We start from the raw sequence: 26919 nt of genomic DNA, 5'->3' as shown, positions 1-26919 counted from the left end.
TCCCGTGACGGTCGCTCCTTGATCCCGTGACGGTCGCTCCTTGATCCCGTTTGGATCAGGGTTTCGCACGTAATCATGGCCCATGATTCGGGTGATTTCCCTGATCCAAACGGGATCAAGACGGGGGATCGAGACGGGAGCCGGATCACTGCTCGTGGGTGAACGGGGTCGAGGCGAACTTCTTCGCGTCGAACCGGTGGTGCCCTTCGAGGAGTTTGCGCCCGATGCGCTGAAGGTCCGCCAGGTCCTCCTCGTCGAGCAGCGAGCCGAAGCATTCCTCCAGCGCCGCGTGGTACGCCGGCCGGGTCGTCGCCGTCAACGCGTGCAGCCCGTCCGGCGTGAGGACGGCGTCGGTCTGCCGCCGGTTCTCCGGCGGGACCTCCCGCGACACCCAGCCTCGGCGTACCAGTCGGTCGACGAGCCGGGTGACGCCGCTCGGGCTGGTGTTCAGCAGGTCCGCCAGGCGCAGCATGGACAGCCGCCGCCCGGGCGCGATCGCCAGCCGGAACAGCGCCTGGTGCTCGATCAGCGAGGTCTGGGCGCCCTGCTCCATCCGGCCGGTCATCGCGTTCTCGACGGTCTCGACGGCCTGATGGATGTGCAGCCAGGAACTCAGCACCTGAGGGTGGCTGTCGGGTACGTCGATCTCCGGCCAGTTCTCCATATGGCGAAGCTTACACTTGACGGAGAAACGTTTTCAGGAGCAAACTTTGCTCGTGAAAACATTCGCCATCACCGGGGCCACCGGCACCCAGGGCGGCACGCTCGCCCACCTCCTGCTCGACCGCGGCCACCCCGTCCGCGCCCTGACCCGCTCCGTCGACGCCCCCGCCGCGCAGGCTCTGAAAGCCCGAGGTGCCGAGATCGCGTACGCGGACTTCGCCGACCCGGCCTCGCTCACGACCGCGTTCCAGGGGGTCGACTCCGTCTTCCTGATGACCACGCCCTTCGGCACCGACGTCGAGACCGAGATCCGCCACGGCAGCGCGACCATCGACGCGGCCGCCCGCGCCGGCGTCGGGCACATCGTCTTCAGCTCGGTCGCCCACGCCGACCGCGCGACCGGCGTACCGCACTTCGACAGCAAGTACGCCGTCGAGCGCCACCTCGTCGCCAGCGGTCTCGACTGGACGATCCTCGGCCCGGCCAAATTCATGGACAACTTCACCACCGGGTACGCCGCCCGCATGCTCGCCGCCGGCGACTTCGCCCTCCCGCTGGCCGCCGACCGGTCCATCGCGCTGATCTGCGCCGCCGACATCGCCGGCCTGGCCGCCCTGGCGCTGACCGAGCCGGAACGCCTGTCCGGCAAGCGCATCGACATCGCGGGGGAGGAGACGACGCCGCTGCGGATGGCGGAGGCGTTCACCGCCGCGGTCGGGCATGAGGTGACGTTCCAGGCCACCCCGGCCGAGCAGTCCCGGGCCTGGGGCGAAGACCTCTACAAGATGTTCCGCTACTTCGACACCGTGGGACTCGACGTCGACGTCACGGCCCTGCGCCGGGAGTACCCCGAGGTCGGCTGGCACACGTTCGCCGACTGGCTGGCCACGCGTACCTGGTGAGCTGCGTACCTGGTGAGCTGCGTACCCGGTGACAGCGGGGGCGCATAGGCTGGCCGGATGCGTGTCGAACTGGCGAGCGAACCGATCGCCCCGGATCGGGACAACCTCGACTGGGCGGGCGCGACGCCGACCGTCGCGGTCGTCCTCGACGGGCTCACCGAGGGGCCGGCGACCGGCTGCCGCCACGGCACGGCCTGGTACGTCGGCCAGCTGGGAGCGCGCCTCCTCGCGTACGCGGGCACGGGGCAGGACCTGGCCGACTGCCTGGCGGCGGCGATCACCGACGTCGGCCGCCTGCACGAGGACACCTGCGATCTCGCGCACCCCGGTACGCCGTGCACGACGGTGACGATGATCCGTCGCCGCGGCCGCCACACCGACTACCTCGTCCTCGCCGACTCCCCGTTGGTGCTGGACCTCGGCGGTACGCCCACGGTCTTCATCGACGAGTCGGAGAAGGCGGTCTCGGCCCCGATCGGCCGGCCGCCGAACGCGACGCCCGAAGAGTTGAAAGCGTTCATCCAGCGGCAGCAGAGCTTCCGCAACGTCGACGGCGGCTACTGGGTGGCCCAACTCGACCCGGCAGCGGGCTATCACGCGCTGCGCGGCACGGTCGACGACGCGCAGGGGGCGATCCTGGCCTCGGACGGCGCGGCGCTCCTGGTCACCGACTTCGGTCTCTGGAGCTGGGAACAGTTCCTCCAGACCGGGTACGCCGACGGCCCGCAGGCCATCATCGACGAGACCCGGCGGGCCGAGGCCGGCGACCCCGACCGGGTCCGTTGGCAGCGGGCCAAGGTGAGCGACGACGCCACCGTGATCGTCTGCCGTTGGCGGCCCGGCCTCTAACGTCCCGCGGTGCTCGGCTCGGCGACCCGGCGTACGAAGCCGTGGATCTTGCGCAGCTCCCGGTCGACCCGCTCCTGGAGCGACAGCGTCTCCTCCACGCGTACGCCGCCGGATCTGGGCCGGCGCAGCCCGCGCAGGTACAACGAGCAGGCCAGGTCCGAGCAGAACAATTCGCCGACCGAGTTGCCGTTGCGACCCGACGGCCCCGCGTACGCGGCGGTGAAGAGGCTGACCCCGCCGGCCGGGTGACTGGTCAGGCAGGCCTGGCAGAGGCTGGCCCGCATCGCGCCACGGCCGGACACACGATCGGCCTTGCGCAGCATGATCGCCCGCAGCCCGTCCTCGTCCGCGACCACCATCGCGGCCCGCAGCGGAGCGGACGGATCGACCCAGCCGAAGTAGTCGAGATCACTCCACGGGGTGGCGGCGAAGTCGGCGGGGAGCTTGATCCGGGAGGCGTCGCCCTGCGAGCAGTTGATGAAGGCGGCCCGGATCTGGGCTTCGGTGAAGGGTTCCACGCGCCGACGCTACCAACATCTCCGCAGGAGGGCGTCCGCATTATTGATCGGCACGAGACCGTCCAGGCGGGGCACACCGGCACGGGAGGGTCGGCGCTCACAGCTGCACAGCTTCCATGATCAAGGTGGGTTTCGGGTCGGGTGGCCTCAGGATCTGGCGGCGCGTGGCGGGCAGCGACGGCCGACGAAGTCGTCGACGGCGGTGACCACCTGGCGCAGCGTCGCCAAAGCCGCAAGAGGGTCGGCGACTTCGAGCGAGTGGTCCTCGCCGGGCAGTTCGACGATCTCGTGCCCGGCGGTCCGGTCGCCTCCGCCGTTCCACAGTGGATCGGCGTCGCCGCCGATCAGCAGCGTCGGGGCGGTGGACCGGGCGACCGCCGCGGCGTTGGCGGGGTCGGAGAGGATCGGGGTCAGCCAGATCGCCGGCAGGCTCCGGTCCGCCGCGATGGGCGCCGCGAGTGACGCCAGGGACTTGCCGCACAGCAGGATCTGCGCGGCGGTCTCGTCGGCCAGGGCGGCGGTGATCTGATCGACCACCCAGCCCCGGTTGGACCGGAAGTCGGTCGTCATCGGCGGCTGCCACCACAGCTCCTGCACGGTCCAGCCGTGCGTCTGCAACACCTTGCGGGAGAAGTGCAGCAGCGGTCGCGCCGGCGCGTACGCCCCGCCGGCGATCACCAGGGCCAGCCGGTCGGGATCGCCCGGCCAGCGGGTGGGCGCGCCCCGCGGCGGTTCCAGTTTCTGCACGCCGGCAGCCTACCTCCGCACGGGACCGGTTGCGGTGGCAGACAAAACCTGGTCGATGTCCGTCCGTGGGGGCGTGGGGACAGGGCAGGCAGACCCCGTCCCCACGTTGGCCGGATGGGTCGTCCGGCCGGAGCCGTGCGCGACTGTGCGGGCTCCACCTCCTTCCGAGCTGGTGAGCGACGGCCGGTGGGCGGTGTCCGGGCTTGGGTCCGTACTCCGGCCGGAGGGGAGACATCTGCGGTGGGAGCGCTTCCAAACGGTGGTACTGGTCCGGAGAGTAGTCGCGACCGGAGTTCCCGGGAAGACCTTCATTAAGATCAATATCCTGCTGCCGTCCCGGCGACGATCTACGATGGCGGTCGTGACCACGGAAACGAACGCCGGCCGGGCGGGCACCATCGACTTCGGCGGCGACCTGACCGTCAACCGTCTCGGCTTCGGCGCCATGCGCGTGACCGGAAGCGGCATCTGGGGCGACCCGCCGGACCGTGAGCAGGCCAAGGCCGTGCTGCGCCGGGTCGTGGAGCTGGGCGTCAACTTCATTGACACGGCCGACTCGTACGGGCCGGACGTGAGCGAGGAACTGCTCGCCGAGGCGCTGCACCCGTACCCCGAGGATCTTGTGATCGCCACGAAGGGCGGCCTGGTACGCCCCGGCCCCAACCGCTGGGTTCCCGACGGCCGGCCGGAGCATCTGGTCGAGGCGTGCGAAGGCAGCCTGAAGCGGTTGAAGCTGGAGCAGATCCAGCTGTACCAGTTCCACCGGCCGGACCCGAAGGTGCCGCTGGAGGAGTCGCTGGGTGCCCTGATCCGGCTGAAGGAGCAGGGCAAGATCCGCCACATCGGCCTGTCCAACGTGACCGAGGCCCAGGTACGCCAGGCCCAGGCGCTCACGCCGATCGTGTCGATCCAGAATCGGTACAATGTCGACGATCGCGGTTCGGAGTCCATGGTGGACCTGTGCGAGCAGGAGAGCATGGTCTTCCTGCCGTGGGCGCCGATCCAGAACCTCGCCGACAATACCGTCCTGGCGGAGATCGCCGCGAAGCACGGCGCGACGGAGCGGCAGGTCGTGCTGGCCTGGCTGCTGGCCCGCTCGCCGTCGATCCTGCCGATCCCGGGGACCGGCTCGATCGGGCACCTCGAAGGCAACGTCGGCGCGGTGGCCGTCGAGCTGTCGGCCGAGGACGTCGCCGCCCTGTCCCGCGCCTGAGCCGAACCCAAGCTCCGCGGGCAGGTTCCCGCTCCCAAGATCCCGTTTGGATCAGGGATCGCCACGTAATCATGGCCCATGATTCGGGTGATTTCCCTGATCCAAACGGGATCTTGGCGTACGCCAAGCGGGATCTTGGCGTACGCGGCGGGTGGGATCTTGGGAGTGCGGCGCACGGCGAGGGCGGGAGCATACAACGAGACTCTTGAATGCGGGAGCGCTCCCATGTAACACTCAGGTCCGAGCCGAACTGTGGTCGCCTCAGGCAGCACGATCTCGCGATCGTGATGGTGGACCCGATTCGCATATCCTCGCCTGTCTCCGGGCGCCGGCGATCTTCACGCATCGCGAGGAGACGCAGCATGCTATTCGGCAAACGATGGAATCCGGCCGCACTTCTGGCCGCTCGCGCAGGCGCCTCCCGGCGCAGACGACGGGTCGCCGGTCTGCTGGCCGCCGGTCTGGCCGTCGCCGGTCTGGTGGGGCTGCCCAGCTCCGCCCAGGCCGCCGCCTCCTGCCAGGTCGCCTACAGCAAGGCCTGGGACAACGGCAGCGGGTTCGGCGGCAACATCACGATCACCAACACCGGCGACGCGATCTCCAGCTGGACGCTGGGCTTCGCCTTCCCGGGCAACCAGCATGTGGACCAGGGCTGGTCGGGCAACTGGACGCAGGCGTCGGGCAGCAAGCAGGTGAGCGTGACGAGCCTGTCGTGGAACGGCAGTCTCGGCACCGGGGCGTCGACCGGCATCGGGTTCAACGGCAGCTACAGCGGCACCAACACCGACCCGACCGCGTTCACGGTCAACGGCGTCGCCTGCAACGGCGGGACCACCACGCCGCAGCTGGTCGTCACGCCGACGGCGGTGAGCGTACCCGAGGGTGGCATGACGACCTACGCCGTCAAGCTGTCCAGCGCGCCGTCGGGCAACGTGACGGTGACCAGCACGGCGGGCTCCGGTGACACGGACCTGACGGTGAGCGCGGGCGGCAGCCTGACGTTCACGTCGAGCAACTGGAGCACGGCCCAGAACGTCACAGTCGCCGCGGCGGAGGACACCGACACCACCAACGGCACGCGTACGATCGCGGTCGCGGCCTCCGGGCTGACCACCGTGAACGTGACGGCGACCGAGGCGGACAACGACAGCACCGCGCAGGCGCTGGTCGTGTCGCCGACGGCGGTGAGCGTGCCCGAGGGCGGCACCGCCACGTACGCGGTCCACCTCGCCACGCAGCCGTCGGCGAACGTGACCGTGACGAGCACGGCGGGCTCCGGTGACACGGATCTGACGGTGAGCGCGGGCGGCAGCCTGACGTTCACGTCCAGCAACTGGAACACGAACCAGAACGTGACGCTGCGCGCGGCCGAGGACACCGACACCACCAACGGGACGCGTACGTTCACTGTGGCCTCGTCCGGCCTGACGTCGGTGACCGTCACCGCGACGGAGGCCGACAACGACACCGCGCAGGCGCTGGTCGTCTCGTCGACGGCCGTCAGCGTTCCCGAAGGCGGCACGGCGAGCTACACGGTCCACCTGCAGTCGCAGCCGACCGGCAACGTGACCGTGACGAACACCGCGGGCTCCGGAGACACGGACCTGACGGTGAGCGCGGGCGGCAGCCTGACCTTCACCACCAGCAACTGGAACGTCAACCAGACGGTCACGCTGGCCGCGGCGGAGGACACCGACAGCACCAACGGGACGCGCCCGATCACCGTCGCCTCGTCCGGACTCACGTCGGTCACCGTGACCGCCACCGAGGCCGACAACGACACCAGCACCCAGGCGCTGGTGGTCACGCCCACCGCGGTCACTGTCCCCGAGGGCTCCACCGCCGTCTACGCCGTGCACCTCGCCGCGCAGCCCAGCGGCACGGTCACCGTCGGCTCCGTCGCGGGTACCGGTGACACCGACATCACCGTCTCCAGTGGAGCGACGCTGACGTTCACGTCCAGCAACTGGAGCACCAACCAGAACGTCACCCTCGCCGCGGCGCAAGACGCGGACACGGCCAACGGTACGCGTACCATCACGGTCTCCTCGACCGGTCTGACGTCGGTGAGCGTGACGGCGACGGAGGCGGACGACGACGCGCCGCAGAACGCGTACATCACGCAGTTCATGACCCAGTACAACAAGATCAAGAACCCGGCGAACGGCTACTTCTCGTCCGAGGGCGTCCCGTACCACTCGGTGGAGACGCTGCTCGTCGAGGCGCCGGACTGGGGCCACGAGACCACGTCGGAGGCGTTCAGCTTCTGGCTGTGGCTGGAGGCGCAGTACGGCCGGGTCTCGGGCAACTGGACGCCGTTCAACAACGCGTGGACGACGATGGAGACCTACATCATCCCCACGTCGGCCGGCCAGCCGGGCGGCTCCAGCTCCTACGACGCCAGCAAGCCCGCCACGTACGCGCCGGAGCACGACCAGCCCAGCGGCTACCCGTCCGCTTTGGACTCCGGAGTGACCCCCGGTGCCGACCCGCTCTCGGCCGAGCTGCAGAGCACCTACGGCAACAAGCTGGTCTACGGCATGCACTGGCTGCTGGACGTCGACAACACCTACGGGTACGCCAGCGGGCGTACGTCGGCGGAGTGCGGCCAGGCGGTCGGGCAGAAGTCGACCTACATCAACACCTACCAGCGCGGCCCGCAGGAGTCGGTGTGGGAGACGGTGGCGCACCCGTCCTGTGACACGGGCCGGTTCGCCAACTACCCGTCGCTGTTCGTCGCCGGTTCCACCACCGGGCAGTGGCGCTACACCGATGCGCCGGACGCCGACGCGCGGGCAGTGCAGGCCGCGTACTGGGCGCTGACGTGGGCCACCGCGCAGGGCAACCAGTCGCAGATCGCCTCGACGGTGACCAAGGCCGGCAAGCTCGGCGACTACCTGCGCTACGCGATGTACGACAAGTACTTCAAGAACCCGGGCTGCACCAGCCCGTCGTGCACCCCCGGCAGCGGCAAGAGCAGCAGCTCCTACATGCTGACCTGGTACTACGCCTGGGGTGGCGACATGCAGGGCTCGTGGGCGTGGCGGATCGGCTCGTCGTCGTGGCACCAGGGTTACCAGAACCCGCTGGCCGCGTGGGCGCTGTCGCCGTCGGGCCCGTCGGCCCTGCGGCCGCAGTCGTCGACCGGCTCGGCGGACTGGCAGACCAGCCTCGGCCGGCAGCTCGACTCCTACCTCTGGCTGCAGTCGGCCGAGGGCGGTATCGCCGGCGGCGCGACCAACAGCTGGAACGGCAACTACTCGGCGCCGCCGGCCGGCACGCCGACCTTCTACGGCTGGGCGTACGACTACCAGCCGGTGTTCCACGACCCGCCGTCGAACCAGTGGTTCGGGTTCCAGGCGTGGTCGCTGGAGCGCGTCGCGGAGTACTACAACGTCAGCAACGACGCGAAGGCCAAGCAGATCCTCGACAAGTGGGTGCCCTGGGCGATCGGCCAGACCACCTGCACGTCGTCGGCGTACTCCTTCCCGTCGGACATGACGTGGTCGGGCGCCCCGGCGGCCAGCTACTCCGGCAGCACGTCGGGCCCGGCGGCCAACACCGGCCTGCACGTGGCGGTCAGCAACACGACGAACGATGTCGGTGTCGCCGCCGCGTACGCGCGGACGCTGGCCTGGTACGCGCAGAAGTCGGGCAGCACCACCGCGAAGGCGATGGCGAAGTGCCTGGTCGACGGCATCTACACGCACGCCGACACGAAGGGTGTCGCGGTGCCTGAGACGCGTACGGACTACAACCGGTTCGACGACCAGTGGAACTCCACCTCGCAGACCGGTCTGTACATCCCGTCCGGGTTCAGCGGCACGATGCCCAGCGGTGCTCAGATCAACTCCAGCTCCACGTTCATGAGCATCCGCCCGTTCTACGCGCAGGACCCGGCGTGGGGACCCGTCGCGGCGTACATGGCCGGCACCGGCCCCGCCCCGACGTTCACCTACCACCGGTTCTGGGCGCAGGCGGACATCGCGATGGCCGCCGCCGACTACGGCAGCCTGTTCCCGAACGGCTGACGCGGCAACGGGGCGGGCGGGCGTACGCGCCGGCCCGCCCCGGTCACCCGGCCGGATCAGGCGACCCCGTCTCCTCCGGCCGGGAGGCTGATTCCGGGCGGGTGGCGTACCCCGCCCGGCGACGCGTACCGGCCGGGCCGCCGGGGCCGCACCGTCCGACCTGGACGATCGGCCCGCTCCGGCCCGGCATCGGCCACCCGGCCGACTTTTGCTGTCCCGCAAGGGTCTGGCCGGGTGGCCGGGCGACGGTCCACGGTGGCGTCAGGGAGTGTGTCCCGCCACCGGCGAAACGAGGCCCGATGACGTCACCGGATCTGCGGCTGCTGGGTTTCCCGGTCTACCGCGCGCTCGACCGGTTCCAGACCACCACGCGGCAGCTGTGCGCGGGCGCGTACCTGGAGCCCGGGTTCGGCGAGACGGTCATCCGCGAACTCGTCGAGGACGAGCGCCGTGCGGTCGCCCCCTCGTTCGGCTTCGACGTCGAGCCGGTCGTCCGGCACGCCCTGCGGGCCCGCCGGCTGCGGTTGGCCACCTCCTTCGCGCTCGCCGTCCTCGTGCTGGTCGGCCTGCGGTTCACCCCGGTCTTCACCGTCGGCTGGCTGGCCATCGGCTTCGTGGTGGCCGGCTGGCGTACGCCGCTGATGCGGGCGCTGTCTCCGCGTACGCGTCGATGGGTGGTCCTCGGCGTGCTCGGCGCGGTCGGGGCGGCGGTGTGCTGCATCGCCGGCTCGCTGCTGTTCGCGTTGTTCGGCGTCCTGCAGAAGGTGCAGAGCGCGATGGGCACGAGCGGGACGGGCGGGGTGAGCGGAACGTCCGCTTCGGCCGGCGGCTCGGGCGCCGATCAGGCGCCACCTGACCTGGGTTCGTTGGCCGCCCTTCTGATCCCGCTGGCGCTCGCGGTCCTGACGTTCGGTGTCCTGCTGGCCTACCGGTTGCGGGTGAACGCGATCCTCGCCACGGAACTGGCCGCCGACCGGCCCGGATTCCGGCCGGAGACGCACAGCGACCGGGTACGCCGGCGGCTGGCGAAGATCGCCGCGGCCCAGTACGGCAACATCGTCGTCCACGAGCGCGACCCGTTCCTGGGCTGCGGGATGTCGGTCAGCGACGGTTCCGACGACTGGAGCTTCGCGCTGCGGCTGCGCCCGGCCGAGGACGGCGGCGGCCCGGTGCTGCCGCTGGGCGAGCTCACCGACGGCCTCTACGGCGGCATCCGCTCGGCGGTCGAAGGCATGCGCGACGCCGGCCTGCCCGAGGGCGCCCGCATCGCCAACCTGGAGTTCCTGCCGCATCTCGTCGCCGACGGGCGGATGGACGTCGACGATCCGCTGCTGTCGCCGGACCGGCGCATGCCGTACGCGTACGCGGCCGACGAGCTGATCGACGCGATCCGCCGCTGTCCGCAGGGCGGCCTGCGGTACTACGAGCGCATCGTCGTCTCGGGGCCGGGCAACCCCGTGCGTACCGGGGCGGGGACCGAGGTCCTCCCGCCGCGGGTGGCCGGGGTGGACATCTCGGTGTTCGTGCACGTCGCGGTCGAGGGCGGCATGCTGTACACGGAGTTCCTGTCGCGGGTCCTGCCGCCGGTGCGGGAGCGGTTCGAACTGGTCGACACGATGCGCCCCCGCGTCGCGGGCTGGCTGGCCGTACGCGAAGCGCTGCGCGCCATGCCCGCCGACTCGGCCGCGAGCGGCTGGCGGATCCTGACCGGCCTGGCCCGGATGGCGCGTACCGGGCTGCGGATGGCCGCGTCGGGCCGCGACACCGAACTGTCGCGCGTCCACGACTACGGCGCCCGGCTGAGCGTACGCGCGGCCGCCGCCGACCCCGTCATCGTGAAGTACCTGCAGCTGCTGGACACGGCGAAGTACGTCAAGCTGATCGAGCGGGCGGTGAGCGAGTCGATTCTCCGCTTCCTGCAGGACGGCGGCTACGACATCGCCGAGTTCGCGCAGCGGGTCAACCACATCCAGAACTTCCACGGCGACCTGACGTTCCACGGCGGCCAGCAGGCCTTCGGCGGAACGTCGACGTTCCACCAGAACTGAGCCCACCAGAACCGGGCGGCCCGACCCACCGAACGTCCGAATCTTCGCGCGAGGAGTCCCGATGGACGACTCGACCTTCAACTTCCACGGCGACATGACGTTCCACAGCAGCCAGCCCGTGTTCAACGCGAAGGACTCGGAGTTCCACCAGACCAACGTGCAGGCGACCGACTCCGCCGCGCTGCTGGCCGAGATCGAGGGCCGGCTCGACGAGTTCGCGGCGGACAACCGCGAGCAGGCCCGGCAGGCATTGCAGGCGATCGCCCTCCTGCTGGCCGAGCAGCCGCGGGACAAGGGCAAGCTGGAGCGCGCCTTCACCTACCTCGGGCGGCTCGCCGACGGTACGCAGGTCGCGGCCCTCATCTCCCAGGCGGCGGTCCTGGTCGTCCGCCACCTGGCCCCCTGAGCGGCCCGCTGCCTCAGAAGTCTTCCCGGGAGTGCGGCAGCAGCCCGCCACCGACCCGGGCGGCCATCGCGTTCCAGGCCGTCGCGAACGCGACCTTGGCGGTCCCGGCCTGGTCGTCGTACGCCTGCGCCTGCGTCCAGTCGCCGTTGTGTCCCGCGCGGCAGCCGTGCCCGGCGAGGTAGACGGCCCAGCGCTGGTACGCGCGGTCGGCGTTGAGCGCCTGGCCGATCGCCTCGGCGAGCTGGCGGCGCAGAGCCTCGCCTTCGGGCAGGCTGTCGAGGACAAGGGTGTCGAGTGTGGACAGCTCGCCCTGGCGTTCGAGGACCACCTGGTTGAACAGCCCCTGAGCGCTCGGTACGCGGCAGGCGTCGATGAACCCCAGCGCCTGGTGCAGCTTGGCCCGGGACTGGCTGCTGCGCACCACGACGGCGTCGAGGGAGCGGGCCGCCTGCCGCTGGCTGTCGAGATCCGGCGACGGCGACGGCTCGGCCGTGCTCTCGGCCGGCGCCGGGGAGACGTCGCCCGGTGACGGGGACGCCGAGGACGCCGGCGGCTGCGCGCTCGTGCTCGACGTGGGCCGCAGCCACACCAGGTACGCCCCGCCGGCCAGCACCAGCACGGCCACGATGCCCAAGGCGACCACGATCCGCGCGGTCGCGTCGGCCCGGGGCGGCGCCTGAGCCGAGGTGGTAGCGGCGCCGGCTCCCATGACGTATTCGCCGATCGCCGTCTCGCGCGGGCCCGTGGACCCAGGGGTGGCGGACTCCGGCACCGCCGACCGGTCGGCGGTCGTCGGCCCTGCACTCGTCGGCCCAGCGGTCGAAGGCGTAGGGGCCGAGGGCACTGCGATCGGCGGCGTTGCGGTGGGCGGCACGGCCGTGGGCGGGGCGGCTGTGGGTGGGGCGGCCGGGCGGCTCGTCGTGGCGCCGTCGAGGTCCGCGGTGTCCAGGGGCGCACCACACCGCGTACACGTACGCGCGTCGGCGCGATTGCGCAGATGACACTGGCGACACTGCATGAGTCGATGCTATGGACCGTCCTGAGTGTAGTCAGGATCGCGAACGGCGGGATTCCGCTGCCGTCCGGCGGTACCCGACGGCCGGATCATCGTCCCCCGTTGGGGTGGTCGGCACTCGAACCCGGCGTCGTTCTTGCGCGGCCGCCGCGCGTACGCAAGAAAGCCCGCCGCCGAGGGCTGTGCGATCTACCTTCGTGGATGTTCTGGCCCCGAACGGAAGGATCCTCCATGCGTCTTCGTCTCGCCCTGGTCACGGCGGTGGCCCTCGCCGCAACCGTCTTGATAGGACCGACGGCCGCCCATGCCGTCGAGTACGTCACCAACGGCACCTTCAGCGCCGGGATCTCCGGCTGGAACGCGCCGACCAACGGCGGCGCCGAGTCCTGCTGCGCCGGCGCCCCCAACGGCTACCCCGAGGGGTACGCCCATCCGGACAACACCGGTTACGGATCGGGGCTGACGTCGTACATCGTGACGTGGCAGAACATCACGCTGCCGGCCGGGACGTTCACGCTGTCCGGCCGGATCCGGACCTCGGGCGGCGTACAGTCGGCGTTCCTGCAGGTGGACAACGGCCTGTTCGATCAGCGCTGGTGCCAGACCACGGCGACCAACACGACGGCCTGGACCCTCTACAGCTGCAGCTTCACGGTGCCCGCCGGGGCGACGACGCACGTGGCGTTCGCGGCGCTGAACCTGTCGCCGCAGGCGTGGGGCTGGATCGCGTTCGACGACATCTCGGTGTCCGGCGGCGGGGGCGGCGGTGAGACGTCGCCGTACGACCTGGCGACCTACCTCACGCGGACCGACGGGCAGAACGGCCCGGTCTACAGCTTCTCCAGCGGCGAGACCATGCAGATCCAGTACAACTCCTCGCTGGGGCGCTACTACCAGGTGAAGAACTCCCAGTGGGAGGAGATCGCCTACACGGCCGACCGGATCCGCCGCTACCGTGACACCTCCTCCGGGGGCGGCACCTGGTACGCGCTGTACAACACGGCCAACACGGCGCTCGGCGACGACTGGATCCAGCGCTCGGTGGCGGTCGGCACGACGTTCAGCCGGTCGCCGTACGTGCGGGCGTACCTGTCGAAGACGACATGTGCGGCCGACACGGCGCACTCCGGCGTGGCCGGTACGCGCATCGTGGTGATCGGGTTCAACGCGTCGTGGACCAGTCCGGGGACGTCGTTCACGATCTCCAACGTCATCCAGCTCCAGTCGCAGGTCAACCAGGGCGGCACGTGGGTGCACTGGGAGGACTACTACTACGGCAAGAACATCGGGCTGGTGCGGTTCGTCGCGTACGACCCGGGCCAGGCCGGCGCGCCGCAGGTGGGCGAGGGGCACATCACCGGCTGGACCACGGCGACGCTCAACCGCGAGTCCATCTGCGGCTGACCCGCGGTCCGGCCGTCAAGATCGAGCCGTCAAGATCGAGCCCTCAAGATCCCGCTCGGATCAGGGATCGCCACGTGATCATGGCCCATGATCCGGGTGGTTTTCCTGATCCAAGCGGGATCTTGGGGCGGTGTCGAGCGAATTCTCAGGGGATGAACGATTGACGCTCTCAGCACAACTGCTCACACAACTGCTCATCAGAGGTGCCGCAGGCCGCTGAACCGAGTTAGCGTGCGAGGGTGACGATCACGCCGGAAGGCCGACCCGCGACGGTCGGCGAACTGCGGGCGGCCGGGCACCGGTACCGGCCGGTCAAGGTAGAGCTGCGCGAGAACCTGCTGGCCCGGATGCGTACGGGCGAGCCCCGATTCCCCGGTGTGGTCGGCTACGACGACACCGTGCTGCCCGAGGTCGAGCGGGCCATCCTGGCCGGCCACGACATGGTGCTGCTGGGCGAGCGCGGCCAGGGCAAGACCCGCCTGATCCGCACCCTGGTCGGCCTGCTCGACGAGTGGACCCCGGTCCTGCCCGGCTCCGAGCTCAACGAGCACCCGCTGCACCCCATCACGCCCGCCGCCCGCCGCGCGGCCGCCGAGGCCGGCGACCTGCAGCCCATCTCGTGGCTGCACCGCGACGAGCGGTACGCCGAGAAGCTCGCCACCCCGGACACGAGCGTCGGCGACCTCATCGGCGACGTGGACCCGATCAAGGTCGCCCAGGGGCGTACGCTCGGCGACCCGGAGACCATCCACTTCGGACTCGTGCCGCGGGCCAACCGCGGGGTCTTCGCCGTCAACGAGCTGCCCGACCTGGCCGAGCGGATCCAGGTCAGCCTGCTCAACGTGCTGGAGGAGCGCGACATCCAGGTACGCGGCTACCGGCTGCGGCTGCCGCTGGACATCCTGCTGGTGGCCAGCGCCAACCCGGAGGACTACACCAACCGGGGCCGGATCATCACCCCGCTCAAGGACCGCTTCGGCGCCGAGATCCGCACCCACTACCCGCTGGACCTCGAACTCGAGATGGACCTGATCCAGCAGGAGGCCGACCTCGTCGCCGCCCTGCCCGGACACCTGATCGAGGTGCTGGCCCGGTTCGCCCGCGGCGTACGCGAGTCCCCGTCGGTCGACTCGCGCAGCGGCGTCTCGGCCCGGTTCGCCATCGCCGCCGCCGAGACGGTCGCCGCCGCCGCGCTGCGCCGGTCCGGCCTGCTCAACGAGGCCGACCCGGTCGCGCGGATCGGGGACACCGTGTCCGTGACCAGCACCCTGCGCGGCAAGGTCGAGTTCGAGAGCGGCGAGGAGGGCCGCGAGATCGAGATCCTCGGCCACCTGCTGCGGGTCGCGACCGCCGAGACCTTCCGCGCCCGCCTGGCGGGCCTGGACCTGTCCGGTTTCGTGGACCGGGTCGCCGAAGGCGACATCATCGAGACCGGCGAACTGGTCCCGGCCGCCGACGTGCTGCGCCAGATCGGCACCGTCCCCGGCCTGGCCAAGGTGCTCGACCGGCTCGGCATCGGCGACGCGCCCACGCCGGGCGAGGCCGCCTCCGGGGTCGAGTTCGTGCTCGAAGGGCTGCATCTGACCCGCCGCATGTCGAAGGCCACCACCGACGAGGGCCGCACCCTCTACGGGAGCCGGGAGTGAGCCGCAACCGTTACGGCGCCTGGGACGGCGGCCCCGATCCGCTGGCCGCCCCCTACGACGTCCGGGCCGCCGTCGACCAGGTCGGCCGGGACGTGCTGGCCGGCCGCGGCGTACGCGACGCGCTCAACGATCTGCTCCGCCGGGGCCCGGACGGCCGGCGGGGCCTCGACGAGCTGACCGCCCGGGCGATGCGGGCCCGCCGCGAAGCCCTGCGCCGGGGCAACCTCGGCGGTGCCGTGACCCGCGCGCAGCACCTGCTCGACCAGGCCGTCGCGACGGAACGGGACGCGCTGGCGCCGCGTACGGACATGGACGCGGACTTCGCCCGGTCGATGCTGGACAACCTGCCCCGCTCCACCGCCCAAGCCGTACGCGAGCTCGAAGGCTACCGGTGGGAGAGCCCCGAGGCAGCCGCCCTGTACAACCAGATCCTCGACGGCCTGCGCCAGGACGTGATGGAACAGCGGTTCCGGGGGATGAAGGAAGCCGCGTCGGACCCGGCCGCCCGCGAGGCGATGGCCGGCATGATGCACGACCTCAACGACCTGCTGGCCCGGCACGCCCGCAACGAGGACGTCACCGACCGGTTCGCCGACTTCATGAACAAGCACGGCGACTACTTCCCGGAGAACCCGCAGAACGTCGACGAACTCATCGACGTCCTCGGCCGCCGGTTCGCGGCCGGCGAGCGGCTGATGCGCTCGCTGTCCGAACGCCAGCGCCAGGAACTCGCCGACCTCATGGACCAGGCCTTCCAGGGGCCGCTCGGCTCGGAGATGGCCGAACTCGGCGACAACCTGCGCGCCCTGCGACCGGGCCTGTCCTGGGGCGGCGCCGTGCAGACCCGGGGCAACGCCGAACTCGGCTACGGGCAGGCGACCGGCGCCCTCGAAGAGATCAGCGACCTCGACGCCCTCCTCGACCAGCTCGGCCAGGACCGTCCAGGTGCGACACTCGACGACGTCGACGTCGAGGCCGTCGAGCGTACGCTCGGGAATCAGGCCGCCGAAGACGTCCGCCGGCTCCAGGAACTCGAACGGGAACTGCGGCGGCAGGGCTGGGTGACGCGTACCGGCGAAGGGCTGACGTTGAGCCCCAAGGCCTTGCGCAGGCTCGGCGGCACGGCATTGAACTCGATCTTCGCAGACCTGGGCCGCGGCCGGCAGGGACAGCACGACCTGGCGATGGCCGGGGCCGCGGGGGAGATCACGGGCGCTTCGCGGCCGTGGCAGTTCGGTGACACGCAGCCGCTCGACGTCGTCCGCACGGTCTCGCGCGCGGTCCTGCGCAACGGCCCGCACACCCCCGTACGCCTGGAGGTCGATGACTTCGAGGTCGTCGAAACCGAACGACGCACCTCCGCGGCGGTGGCCCTGTGCGTCGACCTGTCGGTCTCGATGGTCCTCGAAGACCGGTGGGGCCCGATGAAGCAGACCGCGCTCGCCCTCGCCCACCTCATCGCCACCCGCTACCCGCAGGACGCACTGCAGATCATCGGCTTCGGCCGCAGCGCCGCCACCATGACCGACGTCGAACTCGCGGGCGCCGAACCCGACTGGGACAAGGGCACCAACCTCCAGCACGCCCTCCAGCTCGCCGGCCGCCACCTGCGCAAGCACTCCGACGGGGAACCGGTCGTCCTGGTGGTCACCGACGGCGAGCCGACCTCGCACAACACGCCCGACGGCCCGTACTTCTCCTGGCCGCCGGTACGCGAGACGATCGAGGCCACCGTCGTCGAGGTCGACCACCTGACCCGGTACGGGGCGTCGCTCAACCTCTTCATGCTGGGGGAGGATCCGGGGCTGCGGCGCTTCGTCGACGCGATCGCCCGGCGCAGCGGGGGACGAGTGTTCACTCCATCGGCGGAGGATCTCGGGCGGTACGTCATCTCCGACTACATCCGGGCACGGCGGGGGAGGTAGTCCTCACTTCAAGATCTTTTTAGATCTTTATTTCCCGGGTTCGTCGATCTCACCTCCGCTCCTCGCGCGGGAGACCGTTCCGGCGCGGGGCGCCTCCACTGCCACCTGAGTGGGGCGACGCATCGTTCACCGTCGTTCGGTCACGGTTTCGCCCTTCGCCCCCCGACCTTTGTCGCGACTGTCCGACTTGTGGGCGGGGGTACGGCCCGCCTCCGGCGATCTTGCGCGAATGCCCCGAATTTCGTCCGGTATGCCCTAAGCGCCCGGACATTCGCGCAAGATCGTCGACCGCCTGGCCGGTATGGCGGCGCCGGGTCGGGCTGCCGATGATCGTTTGCGATGGGGATGTAATTTCGGGGCCGCTCCCTTGATCCATCGCGGCCGAGATGTCACTGGGGCCGGTTTCCTGCATCCGAACCGTTTTGGATCATGGGCGTGGGGCTTGTTTGGCATCAGTATCGCTGTGGATCACGCCCGAGCCGTCCGGTCTGCGGCCGGAGTCCGTGATGCGGGAACGCTCTTCCGTCTGGTGGGAGCGAGGTCGCTGACGAGGTGATCGTTCGCGGCTGGGGTGTAAATCCCGCCCGATCTGCATGATCGATGACGCGTCAGGTGCAGCCGGAGCCGGTCAACGCGCCCGGGAACCGTAAACGATCATGCACTGGGCGGCGATATTCACACCCCAGCCGCAAACGATCACCTCGTCGCCGATGCACCCGTGCGCATACCGGACAGTCGCGACAAAGGCTGGGGGTGAAGGGCGAAACCGTGACCGAATGACGGTGAACGATGCGTCGCCCCACTGTGCTGGCAGTGGAGTCCCCGGAGCGCAGCGATAGGGGCGGAACGGTCTCCCGCGGGAGGAGCGGAGGTGAGATCGACGAACCCGGGACAAAACGATCTTGACTTTAGGGGATCAGGCATTGACAGGGTGGCGGTTCTGGAAGGCGAGCCTCGCGTCCGCGTCCTGGGCGATCCGGGTGAGGAGGTCGTCGAGCTTCATGAAGACCTCCCAGGGCAGCTCGTCGGAGTACGCCCGGATGTGCTGGCTGATCCGGTCTTCGAGGTCCGGCACCCGCTGGGCCTTCCAGATCTTGTCGGCGAGGCTGACGAGCAACTCCTCCGTGCTGATGTCGGGGGCCGTCCACGAACTGTGACTGGCCGCGAACCTCGCCAGCCAGCCGCTGACGCCCTGCTCGACCAGAAGCCGGTAGCCCGCCTGCTCGTGCTGGTGGCCGGGCGCCGACAGTTCGGCGGTGTGGATCGTCTTGCCGACGTCGTGCGTGGCCGCGCCGAACAGCACCTCGTCCCGGTCGAACGGCAGCGCCGGGTACATCACTGCGATCGCATCCGTGAGCTGCCCGGCGACATCGTGCACGGCCCGCAGGTGGGCCGCCAGCCGCGGCGGGGCGCCCACCCGACGCAGCAGATCGGCGACGTCGGACGGCAATGACCGCAGGGGGACCTCGTCGGTGAGCGCCCGGTCGAGCAGATCTTGAGCCACGCGCCCCAGGGTAGCCGCGTATCGCGGTTGACCTCGGAGAGACACTGTCGAGGTGATCGAGGCGCGCTTCTTCTTCGACGCCGGTTCGGGGTGCCTGCTGTGGGGCGAGGACGGCCCGTGGGAAACCGGCGACCTACCGGTGAGCGAAGATCTGCGGCGGGCCGTCGATACTCTCGTTGCCCGCTTCGACACATCGCTGAACTGGGACTATCCGCCCGACCCCGGTCCGTGGAGCCGGGCGGAGTGTGCGCGGTTCAACGCGGACGCCAGGGCGCTGCTGGAGCGGCTGCGGGTCGAACTCGGTCCAGAATGGATGGTTGAGGATCGGTTCAAGCCGCTCTGACGAACGTCTCGCCGGCACCGGTCGAGGGAGGGCGCTGCACCGTCCCCCGTGGGTCATGCGCCGTGCCTCGGCCGTGCTTCTCCGGCGCGGACGCCGAGTCGCACGACGAGGTGACGGAGCGACGCTTCGGCGATCGTCGGCTCCTTGGTCATCGCCTGCACCAGCTTCAGGATGTGATGTCCACCAGGACCTTGCCGACCACGCCGGTCTCCACCGCTCGGTGGGCGTCGGCGGTGCGGTGCAGCGGGAATCGATGTAGTGGCAGGCCGTGCTGCTCGCCGACCGGCAGGGCACCGTCGCGGACCGCGGCGGCGACGTCCTCGACGGCTGCGGCGCGCGCCTGCGGGCCGGCCGTGTAGAGCACCAGGAACTGCAAGCGGCTGTTCAGCACCATGTTCTGCCCGACGTTCAGCTCGACCGCCTGTCCGCCCTCGTTGGCGTACGTCGCGATCGTGCCGCGCGTACGCAGCACGGCCAGGTCCAGGGTCAGGTTCGCGCCCAGTGCCACCTCGGCGATGATGTCGACACCGTCCGGGGCGACCGCACGGATGGCGGCGGCCGGGTCGCCCTCGCGGTAGTTGATCGTGTGGTGGGCACCGGCTGCGGCGGCCAGCTTCGCCTTCTCCGGGCTGCTGACCGTGCCGATGACGGTGGCACCGGCCCATCGGGCGAGCTGGATCACCGCGTGGCCGACCGCGCCGGCCCCGCCGGCGGCGAGCACCACCTTGCCGTCGAGTACGCCGGGGGACAGGCGGCGTGGCCCGTCCTCGGCAACGGTGAGTGCGCGGTGTGCGGTGAGCGCGGGGACGCCGAGCGACGCGCCGACGTCGAAACCGGCATCGTCGGGGAGTGGTACAGCCTGATCGGCGGGCACGACGGTGAACTCGGCGGCGGTGCCGGTGGGCCGCCCGGCGGCGGCCATGAACACCCACACACGCTGACCGATCCGACCCGGGTCGACCCCGTCACCGACGGCGTCGACCACGCCGGCGCCGTCGAGGTGCGGGGTGATCTCCGCGAACAGCTTGCGGTGGGCTCTGCCGGAGCGGGCCTGCCAGTCGGTCGGGTTGACCCCGGACACGGCAACCCTGACGCGGACTTCGCCGGGTCCGGGCTCCGGCCGGTCCCGCTCGACGAGCTGGAGTACATCGGGGCCGCCGTTGTCGCGGTAGATGATCGCCTTCATGATCCGTCCAATGTTCGATCTGTATCGTACTGTTCGAGCTGTGTCGTACAGTACGACGAGAGTCGAACTTTTCGCAAGATCCGGCTAGGCTTCGTCTCGTGACCGAGGTGATCGAACCCGCCATCGAGACCGTGACGATCGACGTCGTCCTCAGCGCGCTCGCCGACCCGGTGCGGCTCACGCTCGTGCGCGCCCTCGACACCGCCGGGGACTGGACGTGCGGCAGCGACATCCTCAAGAACACCGGCGTCACCATCGGGAAGTCGACGCTGTCGCACCACATCAAGGTGCTGCGCGACGCCGGCCTGATCCGTACGCGCGTCGACGGCATCCGCCGGCTGATGACGCTGCGTTACGGCGACGTGGATCAGCGCTTTCCCGGATTGCTGAACATGCTCCGCGAACGCGAACCTGCCCGTGCCGCCGAGAAAGCGTCCGCCTCAACTGCATGACGCAGAGTGCCCCCAAGCCCGCATACAGCCGGACATCACGTCGGACCGGCGCCTTGGGCGGGCAGGTCGCGTTTGTGGGCCTTCACCAGCACGGCCATGATCACTGTTGCGACCGCGAGCAGGACGGCGGACCAGAAGAAGGCGACCGTGTAACCGTGCACGGCCGCCTCGGCCTGCAGCTGGCGCGGATCGGGCATGCTGCGCGCGTGCGACGTCGCGTACGCGGTGACCGCCGAGATGAAGAGCGTATTGAGCAGAGCGGTGCCGAGCGAGCCGCCGACCTGCTGGGTCGCGTTGAGGGTGGCGCTCGCCGCGCCCGCGTCGTGGTCGGCGACACCGATGAGCGCGAGGCTCGACAGCGGCACGAAGATCGCCCCGAGGCCGATGCCGAGCACGATCTGCGCGGGCAGGACGTGTGTCCAGTAGCTGGTGTACAGGCCGATCTGGGTCAGCCACAGCAGCGCGCCGGTCGCGAGGACGCCTCCGGTCACCATGATGGGCTTCGGGCCGATCTTCGGCACGAGCTGGCTCGCCGCGGCGGCGGCTATGAAGACGCCGCCGCTCACCGGCAGCGCCGACAGGCCCGCCCGCATCGGCGAGTAGCCCAGGGTGCGCTGGAAGTAGAAGGTCATGAACAGGAACGAGCCGAAGAGTCCGGCCCCGGTGAGCAGGCTGCCGAGGTACGCCCCACCGCGGTTGCGGTCCAGGACGATCCGCAGCGGCAGCAACGGATTGCGTACGCGTGTCTGCAACAGGACGAAGACGGCCACGAGGAGCAGACCGCCGAGGAGGAAGCCGAGCGTCACCGGGGCATGCCAGCCGTCGGTGGCGGCCTTCGTGAAGCCGTAGACGACCGAGGCGAGGCCGAGCGTCACGACGATCGCCCCGGGGACGTCGAAGCTCGTGTTGCCGTGCGCCTTGCTCTCCGGTACCAGGCTCACGGCCGCGAACATGGCGATCAGCGCGATCGGGATGTTGACGAGCAGGCACCAGCGCCAGTTCGCGTACTCGGTCAGGATGCCGCCGAGCAGCAGGCCCACCGCCGCCCCGCCGCCGGCGATGGCGCCGTAGACGGCGAACGCCTTCGCCCGCTCGCGTACCTCGGTGAAGAGCACGGTGAGCAGGGCGAGGCTGGCCGGCGCGAGCAGCGCGCCGAACGCACCCTGCAGGGCGCGCGCGGCGAAGAGGGTGGCGCCGTGCTGCGCCAGACCGCCGAGGCCGGACGCCAGGGCGAAGCCCAGCGCGCCGGCCATGAAGGTCCGCTTGCGGCCCCAGTAGTCCGCGATGCGCCCGCCGAGCAGCAGGAACCCGCCGAAGGTCAATGTGTAGGCGGTCACCACCCACTGCCGGTCCGGGTCGCTGATCCCCAGGTCGGCCTGGGCCTGCGGCAGCGCGACATTGACGATCGTGGCGTCGAGGATGACCATGAGCTGCGCCATGGCGATCACCGCCAGCGCCAGCCAGCGACGCGGATACTCCGACAGTGGTACGCCGGCCGCAGTGGCCTGTGTCGTGGTGTCCATGGGTTTCCTCCCAACGCCCGGCAGGCAGACAGATGATTCTTCTCGGCCCGCCGGTCGATCGATGGCCAGACGGAGATACCTGCCCCGTTTTCCGGTTTCCGTCCCGCGAGATGGAATCGGGATACGGGCCTCAAGTCGGATTACGTGGGTCGGTGCGCCCAGGCCGATGACCATCTCCGCGACAGCGGGTTATCTCTCGGGGAGTCGCCCGTTTAAGCCTTGAGCGAGAGAGGGCCAGAAACGTTGCGCCCAGTCAAACCAGCTCTCATCTCCGGGCGGCGGAGAAGGCGGAGACGAACCGGAGAGCTCGTCCGCGCCGGGGACCTCGAACTGCTCTCTCCAGGGGTCGAGCTCCGCCTCGGCCATGGGGAAAGTCTGCTCCGGCGTGTGTTTCCAGCGGTGCTGAATCCGGCTCCACTGCACCTCGCGTTCCACCGGCAGGTACACGATTTCACACGACGCTCCCACTGACGCGGCGATCCAGCGCAGGGCGGAGCGTTCGTCGCGCGACCAGAGTCCGAAGTCAAGAACGACGCTGAGCCGCAGGCGCAGGGCGTCGACGGCCAGCGCGATGAGCCGGCCCTCCAGCAGCCACCGCATGCCGCCAGGCCGGGCCTGGTGCCGGTCTTCCCGGCCGAGTATGGAGAGCGCCCAGTCGTCGGCGGTGAGCCGCAGGGCGCCGCGCTCGGCCGCCAGCTCCCGCGCTCGCACGGTCTTCCCGGACCCGGGAAGGCCGACCATCAAGAACAGGGTGGGTGCCGGATCCGCCTGTATGTCGTTCACTGTCTCATTCTTCGACAGTCCGGCAGGCGTACGCGGTCCGACTACCATGCGCCCATGGAGATTCGGCTCGCGTACGCGACTGACCTGCCCGTCTTTCGGGAGATCGAGGTCGAGGCCGGCCGGTTGTTCGTGGACATCGGCATGCCTGAGATCGCCGGCTACGAGGCACTTCCGTTGGAGGTGCTGGCCCGCCATCAGGCCGAGGGGTACGCGTGGGCGGCCACGGCGGCGGGAACGGCCGTCGGCTACCTGATCGCCGAGCCGGTCGACGGCTGCCTGCACATCGAGCAGATCTCGGTCCTCCCGTCGCACGGACGGCGGGGGTTCGGGGCGGCGCTGCTGGCCGCGGTCGCTGCGCGGGCGGTCGCCGACGCCCTGCCGGCGTTGACCCTGACCACCTTCGTCGACGTGCCCTGGAACGCGCCGTACTACGAGCGGCACGGATTCCACCGGATCGGCGACGACGAGCTGACTCCCGGGCTGCGGGTGATCCGGGATCGAGAGATCGCGCTGGGACTCGACCGCTGGCCGCGTACGGCGATGCGCCGCGACCTCCGCTGACCATGTGATCCGGGCGGTTCGATCCGGCAGGGTAGTGTCGCATCGTGCCCGTCGTATCCACTGTAGACGCGTTTCGCCGCTGGGCCTCGGGGCCGCGTACCGAGGCGGACTGGGTGGACGGCTACGAGGCCGCGTACCCGGACGTCTTCGAGGTGTATCACCGCGCCGCGGGTGATCCGGCGCTCCGGCACCGCGGCGTCGAGCGGGCCGGCGAGGTGCTGGAGCGGATCGCTCAGGCGGAAGGCCGCGCCCGTGACCTCATCGGCGAGGTCGCGGGCCGCCTGTACGCCGACCGCCTCCTTCCGGACGCGGATCCGGCGGCGGTCCTGCTGGTCGGCTACGGCACATCCAACGCCTGGACGACTTCGTTCCGTGGCCGGGCGGCACTCTTCGTGGCGCTGGAGTCGCTGCCTGCCGCGCCGGTCGACCGCGTGCTGATCAGTCACGAACTCGTACACGTGGCTCATCTCGGAAGACTCGATCTGGAACGCGATCTGCGGGTCGGTACGTGGCTGTTCGCCGAGGGCATCGCCACCGCCTTGTCCCGGCGGTACGCGGCAGGGCTGCCCGATCTCGCGTACCTCGGGCTGGGGGCCGAAGGCGAAGACTGGCCGGCGGCGTGTGAGCGGGCTTGGCCGGCGATCGTCGACGGTCTTACGGCGGCACTCGACCAGCCGGAAGCCGCGGGGGAGCGTTTCTTCAGCGGGAACCCGAGCGGTTCCGGTGGTCTGCCGCAGCGCTGTGGGTACTACGCCGGAGACCGCTGGTGTACGCGGCTTCTCGACCGCTATTCCGCAGCGGAACTGCTGAGCTTGGATGTGCCGAGAATCCTGAGCGAGGCTCGGCTGTTCCCGGCGGTCGCGTCGGAGCTTCCAGGCGCGCTGTGAACAGGTGGGAACGGACGTAACGTCGGCGTCCTGCCGAAGCGTCATCACCGATGTGGACGGACCTATGGGGCGGCGGCGCGGCGGACTCTGCGGCAGAATCCCGGGGGTGCACAGGCTCGGCCATATCGATACGAGGGCGATACGACCCTCTGCGGCGGCGGTACCCCGCCCCTGACAGAACGGGATGACGCATGACGTCCGATGCCGACAACAATCAGCCCGCGCCCGACGCGGACGTGCTCGAGTCCCACCCGGTGCGTACGCGGAAACGGCGCAGCAGGCGCAAGACCCTGCTGGTGGCGTTGACGGTGCTGGTGGTGCTCCTCGCCGGGGGAGCGGTCGCGGGGACCCTGTACGTCGACAGCATCGACGAGCTTCTGCCGGAGAGCCTGCCGGTCCCGCAGGTGACGACGATCTTCGCGGCCGACGGGACGACGCAGCTGGCGCAGCTCGGCACCGAGAACCGGTCGGTGATCCCGATGGACATCCTGCCCGAGAAGGTACGCCAGGCGCTGATCGCCGGTGAGGACAAGGACTTCTTCGAGGGCTCCGCGACGGCGTCGACGCTCACGCGGGAGTACATCCGGCTGGCGACGCAGGCTTCGGACGACTCGAACAGCGTCAAGCTGCGCGAGGTAATCCTGGCCCGGAAGCTGGAGGACAAGTACACGAAACTGGAGATCCTCGGCTTCTTCCTCAACCTGGTCGAATTCGGCCGGGGCGCGGTCGGTGTGGAGAAGGCGGCGGAAGCCTACTTCGGCAAGAGCGCGAGGGACCTGACCGTCGCGGAGGCGGCCGTGCTCGGCGGCATCATCAAGGCGCCCTATGGCGATCAGGCCGGGCCGAGCATCTACGATCCGCAGGCCCATCCCGCGGAGGCCAAAGCGCGGTGGACCTATGTACTCGACTCCATGGTGGACAAAGGCTGGCTCACCGCCGCCGAACGCGACCAGCTCCAGCTCCCGCAGGTACGCGACGCCGCCACGGTGTCCTCGGCCGCTCAGTGGGGTATCAAGATCGAGCCGGGTACGCCAGCCGGCAAGGCGACCGGCAACGTCCTGAACTACGTGTTCGCGGAGCTGGCGGCGCAGGGCATCTCCCCCGACGAACTGCGGACCGGCGGCTACCGGATCACCACGTCGATCGACCCGCAGGCGCAGGCGCTGCTGGAGACGCAATCCCGGCCTGATCTGCCCGGCTCGCAGCTCGCCGGCCGGAAAGCGGCGGTAGGCCAGGACCTGCAGGCCGCCGGGGTCGTCCTCGACAACGCAACCGGCCGGGTCCTGGCGTACTACGGCGGGTTGGACGGCACGGGTACGGACGTCGCCGGCCTCAACGTCGGCGGCCCGAAGGGTTCGTTCGGCGGGCATCCCGCCGGAGCGACCATGGAGGTCTACTCCCTCGCCGCGGCGCTGGAGTCCGGCGCCTCCCTGAAGTCCCGCTGGCGGGGCGCGGCCTTCACCACCGAGGAAGGCGCGAAGATCGGCAACAGCACCGCCGCTCCCTGCGCCGACTACTGCAGTCTCCAGGAGAGCTTCACCGCCGGCTACAACGTGCCGTTCTACTGGGTGGCCCGCCAGATCGGCCCGGGCACGATCGTGAAGACCGCCCAGCGAGCCGGCATCACCAGAATGTGGACGGCCGAGGGCCGCGAGATGCTCGGCTCAGGCTCGGCGCAGGACGACACGGCGCGCGCGCCGTTCGACCGTCCCGTGGGCTATGGCGCGTATCCGGTCACCGTGCTGGACAACGCCGCGGGCGTGGCGACGATCGCGAACGGCGGCCGGTACAACGCGCCGCACTTCGTGTTCAAGGTCGAGCGGAAGGACACGGTGACCGGCGAGTTCAGGATCGTCCCCGGCGCCGGCGAGCGGCTCCGGCCGGTACAGGCGGTCCGCCGCCAGGTCGCCGACGACGTCACCTACGCCATGGGGCAGACCGCGCAGGCGCACGGGTTCCAGGCCGCCGCGCACGGCCGCCCGATCGCCGTGCAGACGGGATCCTGGACCGCCACCGACGACGCCGCGCTCAACTCCGACGCGTGGACGGTCGGGTTCACCCGGCAGCTCACCGTGGCCGTCTGGACCGGCAACGCGGCCGGATCGGTGGGCGTCGTCGACCCCGTCGGAGGCGGGGCGGTCACCGGAAACGGTGCGCCGTACCGGATCTGGTCGGGTTTCGTGTCGGCGTACAGCGAGGCGAAGGGTATGGCGCCGGAGAAGCTCGCCGACCCCGCGCACGTCGGCCGCGACGACTTCCCCGGCGCGAACGGGGTCGCCCGGTAACGCTCGGGGGCCGGCCGCGTACCCGCGC

Annotated in this window: 22 protein-coding genes; 14 read left to right on the top strand and 8 right to left on the bottom strand. The window is 70.3% G+C overall.

Going from position 1 to position 26919, the window contains the following annotated elements; translation table 11 throughout:
- Nucleotides 1–145: 145 nt before the first annotated feature.
- Complete coding sequence (locus tag G401_RS53140) at nt 146–664, bottom strand: MarR family winged helix-turn-helix transcriptional regulator (RefSeq protein WP_051366987.1); 519 nt, start codon at nt 662–664, stop codon at nt 146–148.
- Nucleotides 665–716: 52 nt separating this feature from the next.
- Between G401_RS53140 and G401_RS0122250 the strand changes: the two genes are divergently transcribed.
- Nucleotides 717–1565, top strand: coding sequence for an NmrA/HSCARG family protein (locus G401_RS0122250; protein WP_027344236.1), 849 nt, complete (start codon nt 717–719; stop codon nt 1563–1565).
- 57 nt (nt 1566–1622) lie between these two features.
- On the top strand, nt 1623–2414 hold the full coding sequence (locus tag G401_RS0122245; RefSeq protein ID WP_027344235.1) for a hypothetical protein: 792 nt from the start codon (nt 1623–1625) through the stop codon (nt 2412–2414).
- On the opposite strand, the gene G401_RS0122240 is transcribed toward G401_RS0122245, so the two are convergent.
- Together G401_RS0122240 and G401_RS0122235 are read right to left on the bottom strand one after the other, a co-directional pair.
- Nucleotides 2411–2932, bottom strand: a complete 522-nt coding sequence (locus G401_RS0122240) for an FBP domain-containing protein (RefSeq protein WP_027344234.1) — start codon at nt 2930–2932, stop codon at nt 2411–2413. The genes G401_RS0122245 and G401_RS0122240 overlap by 4 nt on opposite strands.
- Before the next feature lie 147 nt (nt 2933–3079).
- On the bottom strand, nt 3080–3679 hold the full coding sequence (locus G401_RS0122235) for an alpha/beta fold hydrolase (RefSeq protein ID WP_027344233.1): 600 nt from the start codon (nt 3677–3679) through the stop codon (nt 3080–3082).
- 352 nt (nt 3680–4031) lie between these two features.
- On the opposite strand from G401_RS0122235, the gene G401_RS0122230 reads away from it, so the two are divergent.
- The 4 genes from G401_RS0122230 to G401_RS0122215 all read left to right on the top strand — a co-directional run bounded on the left by G401_RS0122230 (nt 4032) and on the right by G401_RS0122215 (nt 11377).
- Nucleotides 4032–4892 carry an aldo/keto reductase gene (locus G401_RS0122230; protein ID WP_034592656.1) on the top strand — a complete coding sequence of 287 codons (861 nt, stop codon included), beginning with the start codon at nt 4032–4034 and terminating at the stop codon, nt 4890–4892.
- Between the two features lie 362 nt (nt 4893–5254).
- Nucleotides 5255–8923: a glycoside hydrolase family 48 protein gene (locus G401_RS0122225; RefSeq protein WP_169734236.1), complete on the top strand. Its 3669-nt coding sequence runs from the start codon at nt 5255–5257 to the stop codon at nt 8921–8923.
- Between the two features lie 299 nt (nt 8924–9222).
- The gene (locus G401_RS0122220) at nt 9223–10971 is read left to right on the top strand and encodes a hypothetical protein (RefSeq protein WP_027344230.1); all 1749 of its coding nucleotides are present in this window, start codon (nt 9223–9225) and stop codon (nt 10969–10971) included.
- Nucleotides 10972–11032: 61 nt separating this feature from the next.
- Entirely contained in the window at nt 11033–11377 is a 345-nt protein-coding gene (locus tag G401_RS0122215) for a hypothetical protein (protein WP_027344229.1), read from the top strand.
- A gap of 13 nt (nt 11378–11390) precedes the next feature.
- Here the strand turns inward: G401_RS0122215 and G401_RS0122210 are convergent, their stop codons facing one another.
- Entirely contained in the window at nt 11391–12395 is a 1005-nt protein-coding gene (locus G401_RS0122210) for a zinc ribbon domain-containing protein (protein WP_157546114.1), read from the bottom strand.
- A gap of 228 nt (nt 12396–12623) precedes the next feature.
- On the opposite strand from G401_RS0122210, the gene G401_RS0122205 reads away from it, so the two are divergent.
- From G401_RS0122205 to G401_RS0122195, 3 genes are all read left to right on the top strand, one after another.
- Nucleotides 12624–13796 (top strand): hypothetical protein, encoded by a 1173-nt coding sequence (locus G401_RS0122205; protein ID WP_027344227.1) that lies wholly within the window; start codon nt 12624–12626, stop codon nt 13794–13796.
- Between the two features lie 239 nt (nt 13797–14035).
- Nucleotides 14036–15442 carry a sigma 54-interacting transcriptional regulator gene (locus tag G401_RS0122200; protein WP_027344226.1) on the top strand — a complete coding sequence of 469 codons (1407 nt, stop codon included), beginning with the start codon at nt 14036–14038 and terminating at the stop codon, nt 15440–15442.
- Nucleotides 15439–17367 carry a vWA domain-containing protein gene (locus G401_RS0122195; protein ID WP_027344225.1) on the top strand — a complete coding sequence of 643 codons (1929 nt, stop codon included), beginning with the start codon at nt 15439–15441 and terminating at the stop codon, nt 17365–17367. The genes G401_RS0122200 and G401_RS0122195 overlap by 4 nt, the downstream gene beginning before the upstream one ends.
- A gap of 916 nt (nt 17368–18283) precedes the next feature.
- Here the strand turns inward: G401_RS0122195 and G401_RS0122190 are convergent.
- The gene (locus G401_RS0122190; protein WP_027344224.1) at nt 18284–18871 is read right to left on the bottom strand and encodes an HD domain-containing protein; all 588 of its coding nucleotides are present in this window, start codon (nt 18869–18871) and stop codon (nt 18284–18286) included.
- 52 nt (nt 18872–18923) lie between these two features.
- Here G401_RS0122190 and G401_RS47540 point away from each other — a divergent pair, with 52 nt between their 5' ends.
- On the top strand, nt 18924–19214 hold the full coding sequence (locus tag G401_RS47540; protein ID WP_051366986.1) for a hypothetical protein: 291 nt from the start codon (nt 18924–18926) through the stop codon (nt 19212–19214).
- A 166-nt stretch (nt 19215–19380) separates the two neighbouring features.
- On the opposite strand, the gene G401_RS0122180 is transcribed toward G401_RS47540, so the two are convergent.
- Nucleotides 19381–20400, bottom strand: a complete 1020-nt coding sequence (locus G401_RS0122180; protein ID WP_027344223.1) for an NADPH:quinone reductase — start codon at nt 20398–20400, stop codon at nt 19381–19383.
- A 98-nt stretch (nt 20401–20498) separates the two neighbouring features.
- Here G401_RS0122180 and G401_RS0122175 point away from each other — a divergent pair, with 98 nt between their 5' ends.
- Nucleotides 20499–20852 (top strand): ArsR/SmtB family transcription factor, encoded by a 354-nt coding sequence (locus G401_RS0122175; RefSeq protein WP_027344222.1) that lies wholly within the window; start codon nt 20499–20501, stop codon nt 20850–20852.
- 35 nt (nt 20853–20887) lie between these two features.
- Here G401_RS0122175 and G401_RS0122170 read toward each other — a convergent pair whose 3' ends face one another.
- Both G401_RS0122170 and G401_RS0122165 read right to left on the bottom strand, forming a co-directional pair.
- Nucleotides 20888–22375, bottom strand: coding sequence for an MFS transporter (locus tag G401_RS0122170; protein WP_027344221.1), 1488 nt, complete (start codon nt 22373–22375; stop codon nt 20888–20890).
- Nucleotides 22376–22564: 189 nt separating this feature from the next.
- Nucleotides 22565–23158, bottom strand: coding sequence for an AAA family ATPase (locus G401_RS0122165; RefSeq protein ID WP_245601807.1), 594 nt, complete (start codon nt 23156–23158; stop codon nt 22565–22567).
- A 54-nt stretch (nt 23159–23212) separates the two neighbouring features.
- Here G401_RS0122165 and G401_RS0122160 point away from each other — a divergent pair, with 54 nt between their 5' ends.
- From G401_RS0122160 to G401_RS47535, 3 genes are all read left to right on the top strand, one after another.
- Nucleotides 23213–23719, top strand: a complete 507-nt coding sequence (locus tag G401_RS0122160; protein ID WP_027344219.1) for a GNAT family N-acetyltransferase — start codon at nt 23213–23215, stop codon at nt 23717–23719.
- Nucleotides 23720–23763: 44 nt separating this feature from the next.
- A complete protein-coding gene (locus tag G401_RS56045; protein ID WP_157546110.1) occupies nt 23764–24606 on the top strand; it encodes a hypothetical protein in 843 nt (280 codons plus the stop codon).
- A 191-nt stretch (nt 24607–24797) separates the two neighbouring features.
- The gene (locus tag G401_RS47535; RefSeq protein WP_051366985.1) at nt 24798–26891 is read left to right on the top strand and encodes a transglycosylase domain-containing protein; all 2094 of its coding nucleotides are present in this window, start codon (nt 24798–24800) and stop codon (nt 26889–26891) included.
- Nucleotides 26892–26919: the final 28 nt, after the last annotated feature.

It is taken from the genome of Hamadaea tsunoensis DSM 44101, assembly GCF_000428945.1.
Classification (GTDB): domain Bacteria; phylum Actinomycetota; class Actinomycetes; order Mycobacteriales; family Micromonosporaceae; genus Hamadaea; species Hamadaea tsunoensis.
This window is presented reverse-complemented; position numbering and strand designations above follow the sequence as displayed.

What these genes read in the sequence shown, in the direction of transcription:
- G401_RS0122220 (WP_027344230.1), top strand. Translation starts at nt 9,223, where the DNA reads ATGACGTCACCGGATCTGCGGCTGCTGGGTTTCCCGGTCTACCGCGCG.
- G401_RS0122170 (WP_027344221.1), bottom strand. Translation starts at nt 22,375, where the DNA reads ATGGACACCACGACACAGGCCACTGCGGCCGGCGTACCACTGTCGGAG.
- G401_RS0122205 (WP_027344227.1), top strand. Translation starts at nt 12,624, where the DNA reads ATGCGTCTTCGTCTCGCCCTGGTCACGGCGGTGGCCCTCGCCGCAACC.
- G401_RS47535 (WP_051366985.1), top strand. Translation starts at nt 24,798, where the DNA reads ATGACGTCCGATGCCGACAACAATCAGCCCGCGCCCGACGCGGACGTG.
- G401_RS0122160 (WP_027344219.1), top strand. Translation starts at nt 23,213, where the DNA reads ATGGAGATTCGGCTCGCGTACGCGACTGACCTGCCCGTCTTTCGGGAG.
- G401_RS0122180 (WP_027344223.1), bottom strand. Translation starts at nt 20,400, where the DNA reads ATGAAGGCGATCATCTACCGCGACAACGGCGGCCCCGATGTACTCCAG.
- G401_RS0122225 (WP_169734236.1), top strand. Translation starts at nt 5,255, where the DNA reads ATGCTATTCGGCAAACGATGGAATCCGGCCGCACTTCTGGCCGCTCGC.
- G401_RS0122230 (WP_034592656.1), top strand. Translation starts at nt 4,032, where the DNA reads ATGGCGGTCGTGACCACGGAAACGAACGCCGGCCGGGCGGGCACCATC.
- G401_RS0122215 (WP_027344229.1), top strand. Translation starts at nt 11,033, where the DNA reads ATGGACGACTCGACCTTCAACTTCCACGGCGACATGACGTTCCACAGC.
- G401_RS0122210 (WP_157546114.1), bottom strand. Translation starts at nt 12,395, where the DNA reads ATGCAGTGTCGCCAGTGTCATCTGCGCAATCGCGCCGACGCGCGTACG.
- G401_RS53140 (WP_051366987.1), bottom strand. Translation starts at nt 664, where the DNA reads ATGGAGAACTGGCCGGAGATCGACGTACCCGACAGCCACCCTCAGGTG.
- G401_RS0122245 (WP_027344235.1), top strand. Translation starts at nt 1,623, where the DNA reads ATGCGTGTCGAACTGGCGAGCGAACCGATCGCCCCGGATCGGGACAAC.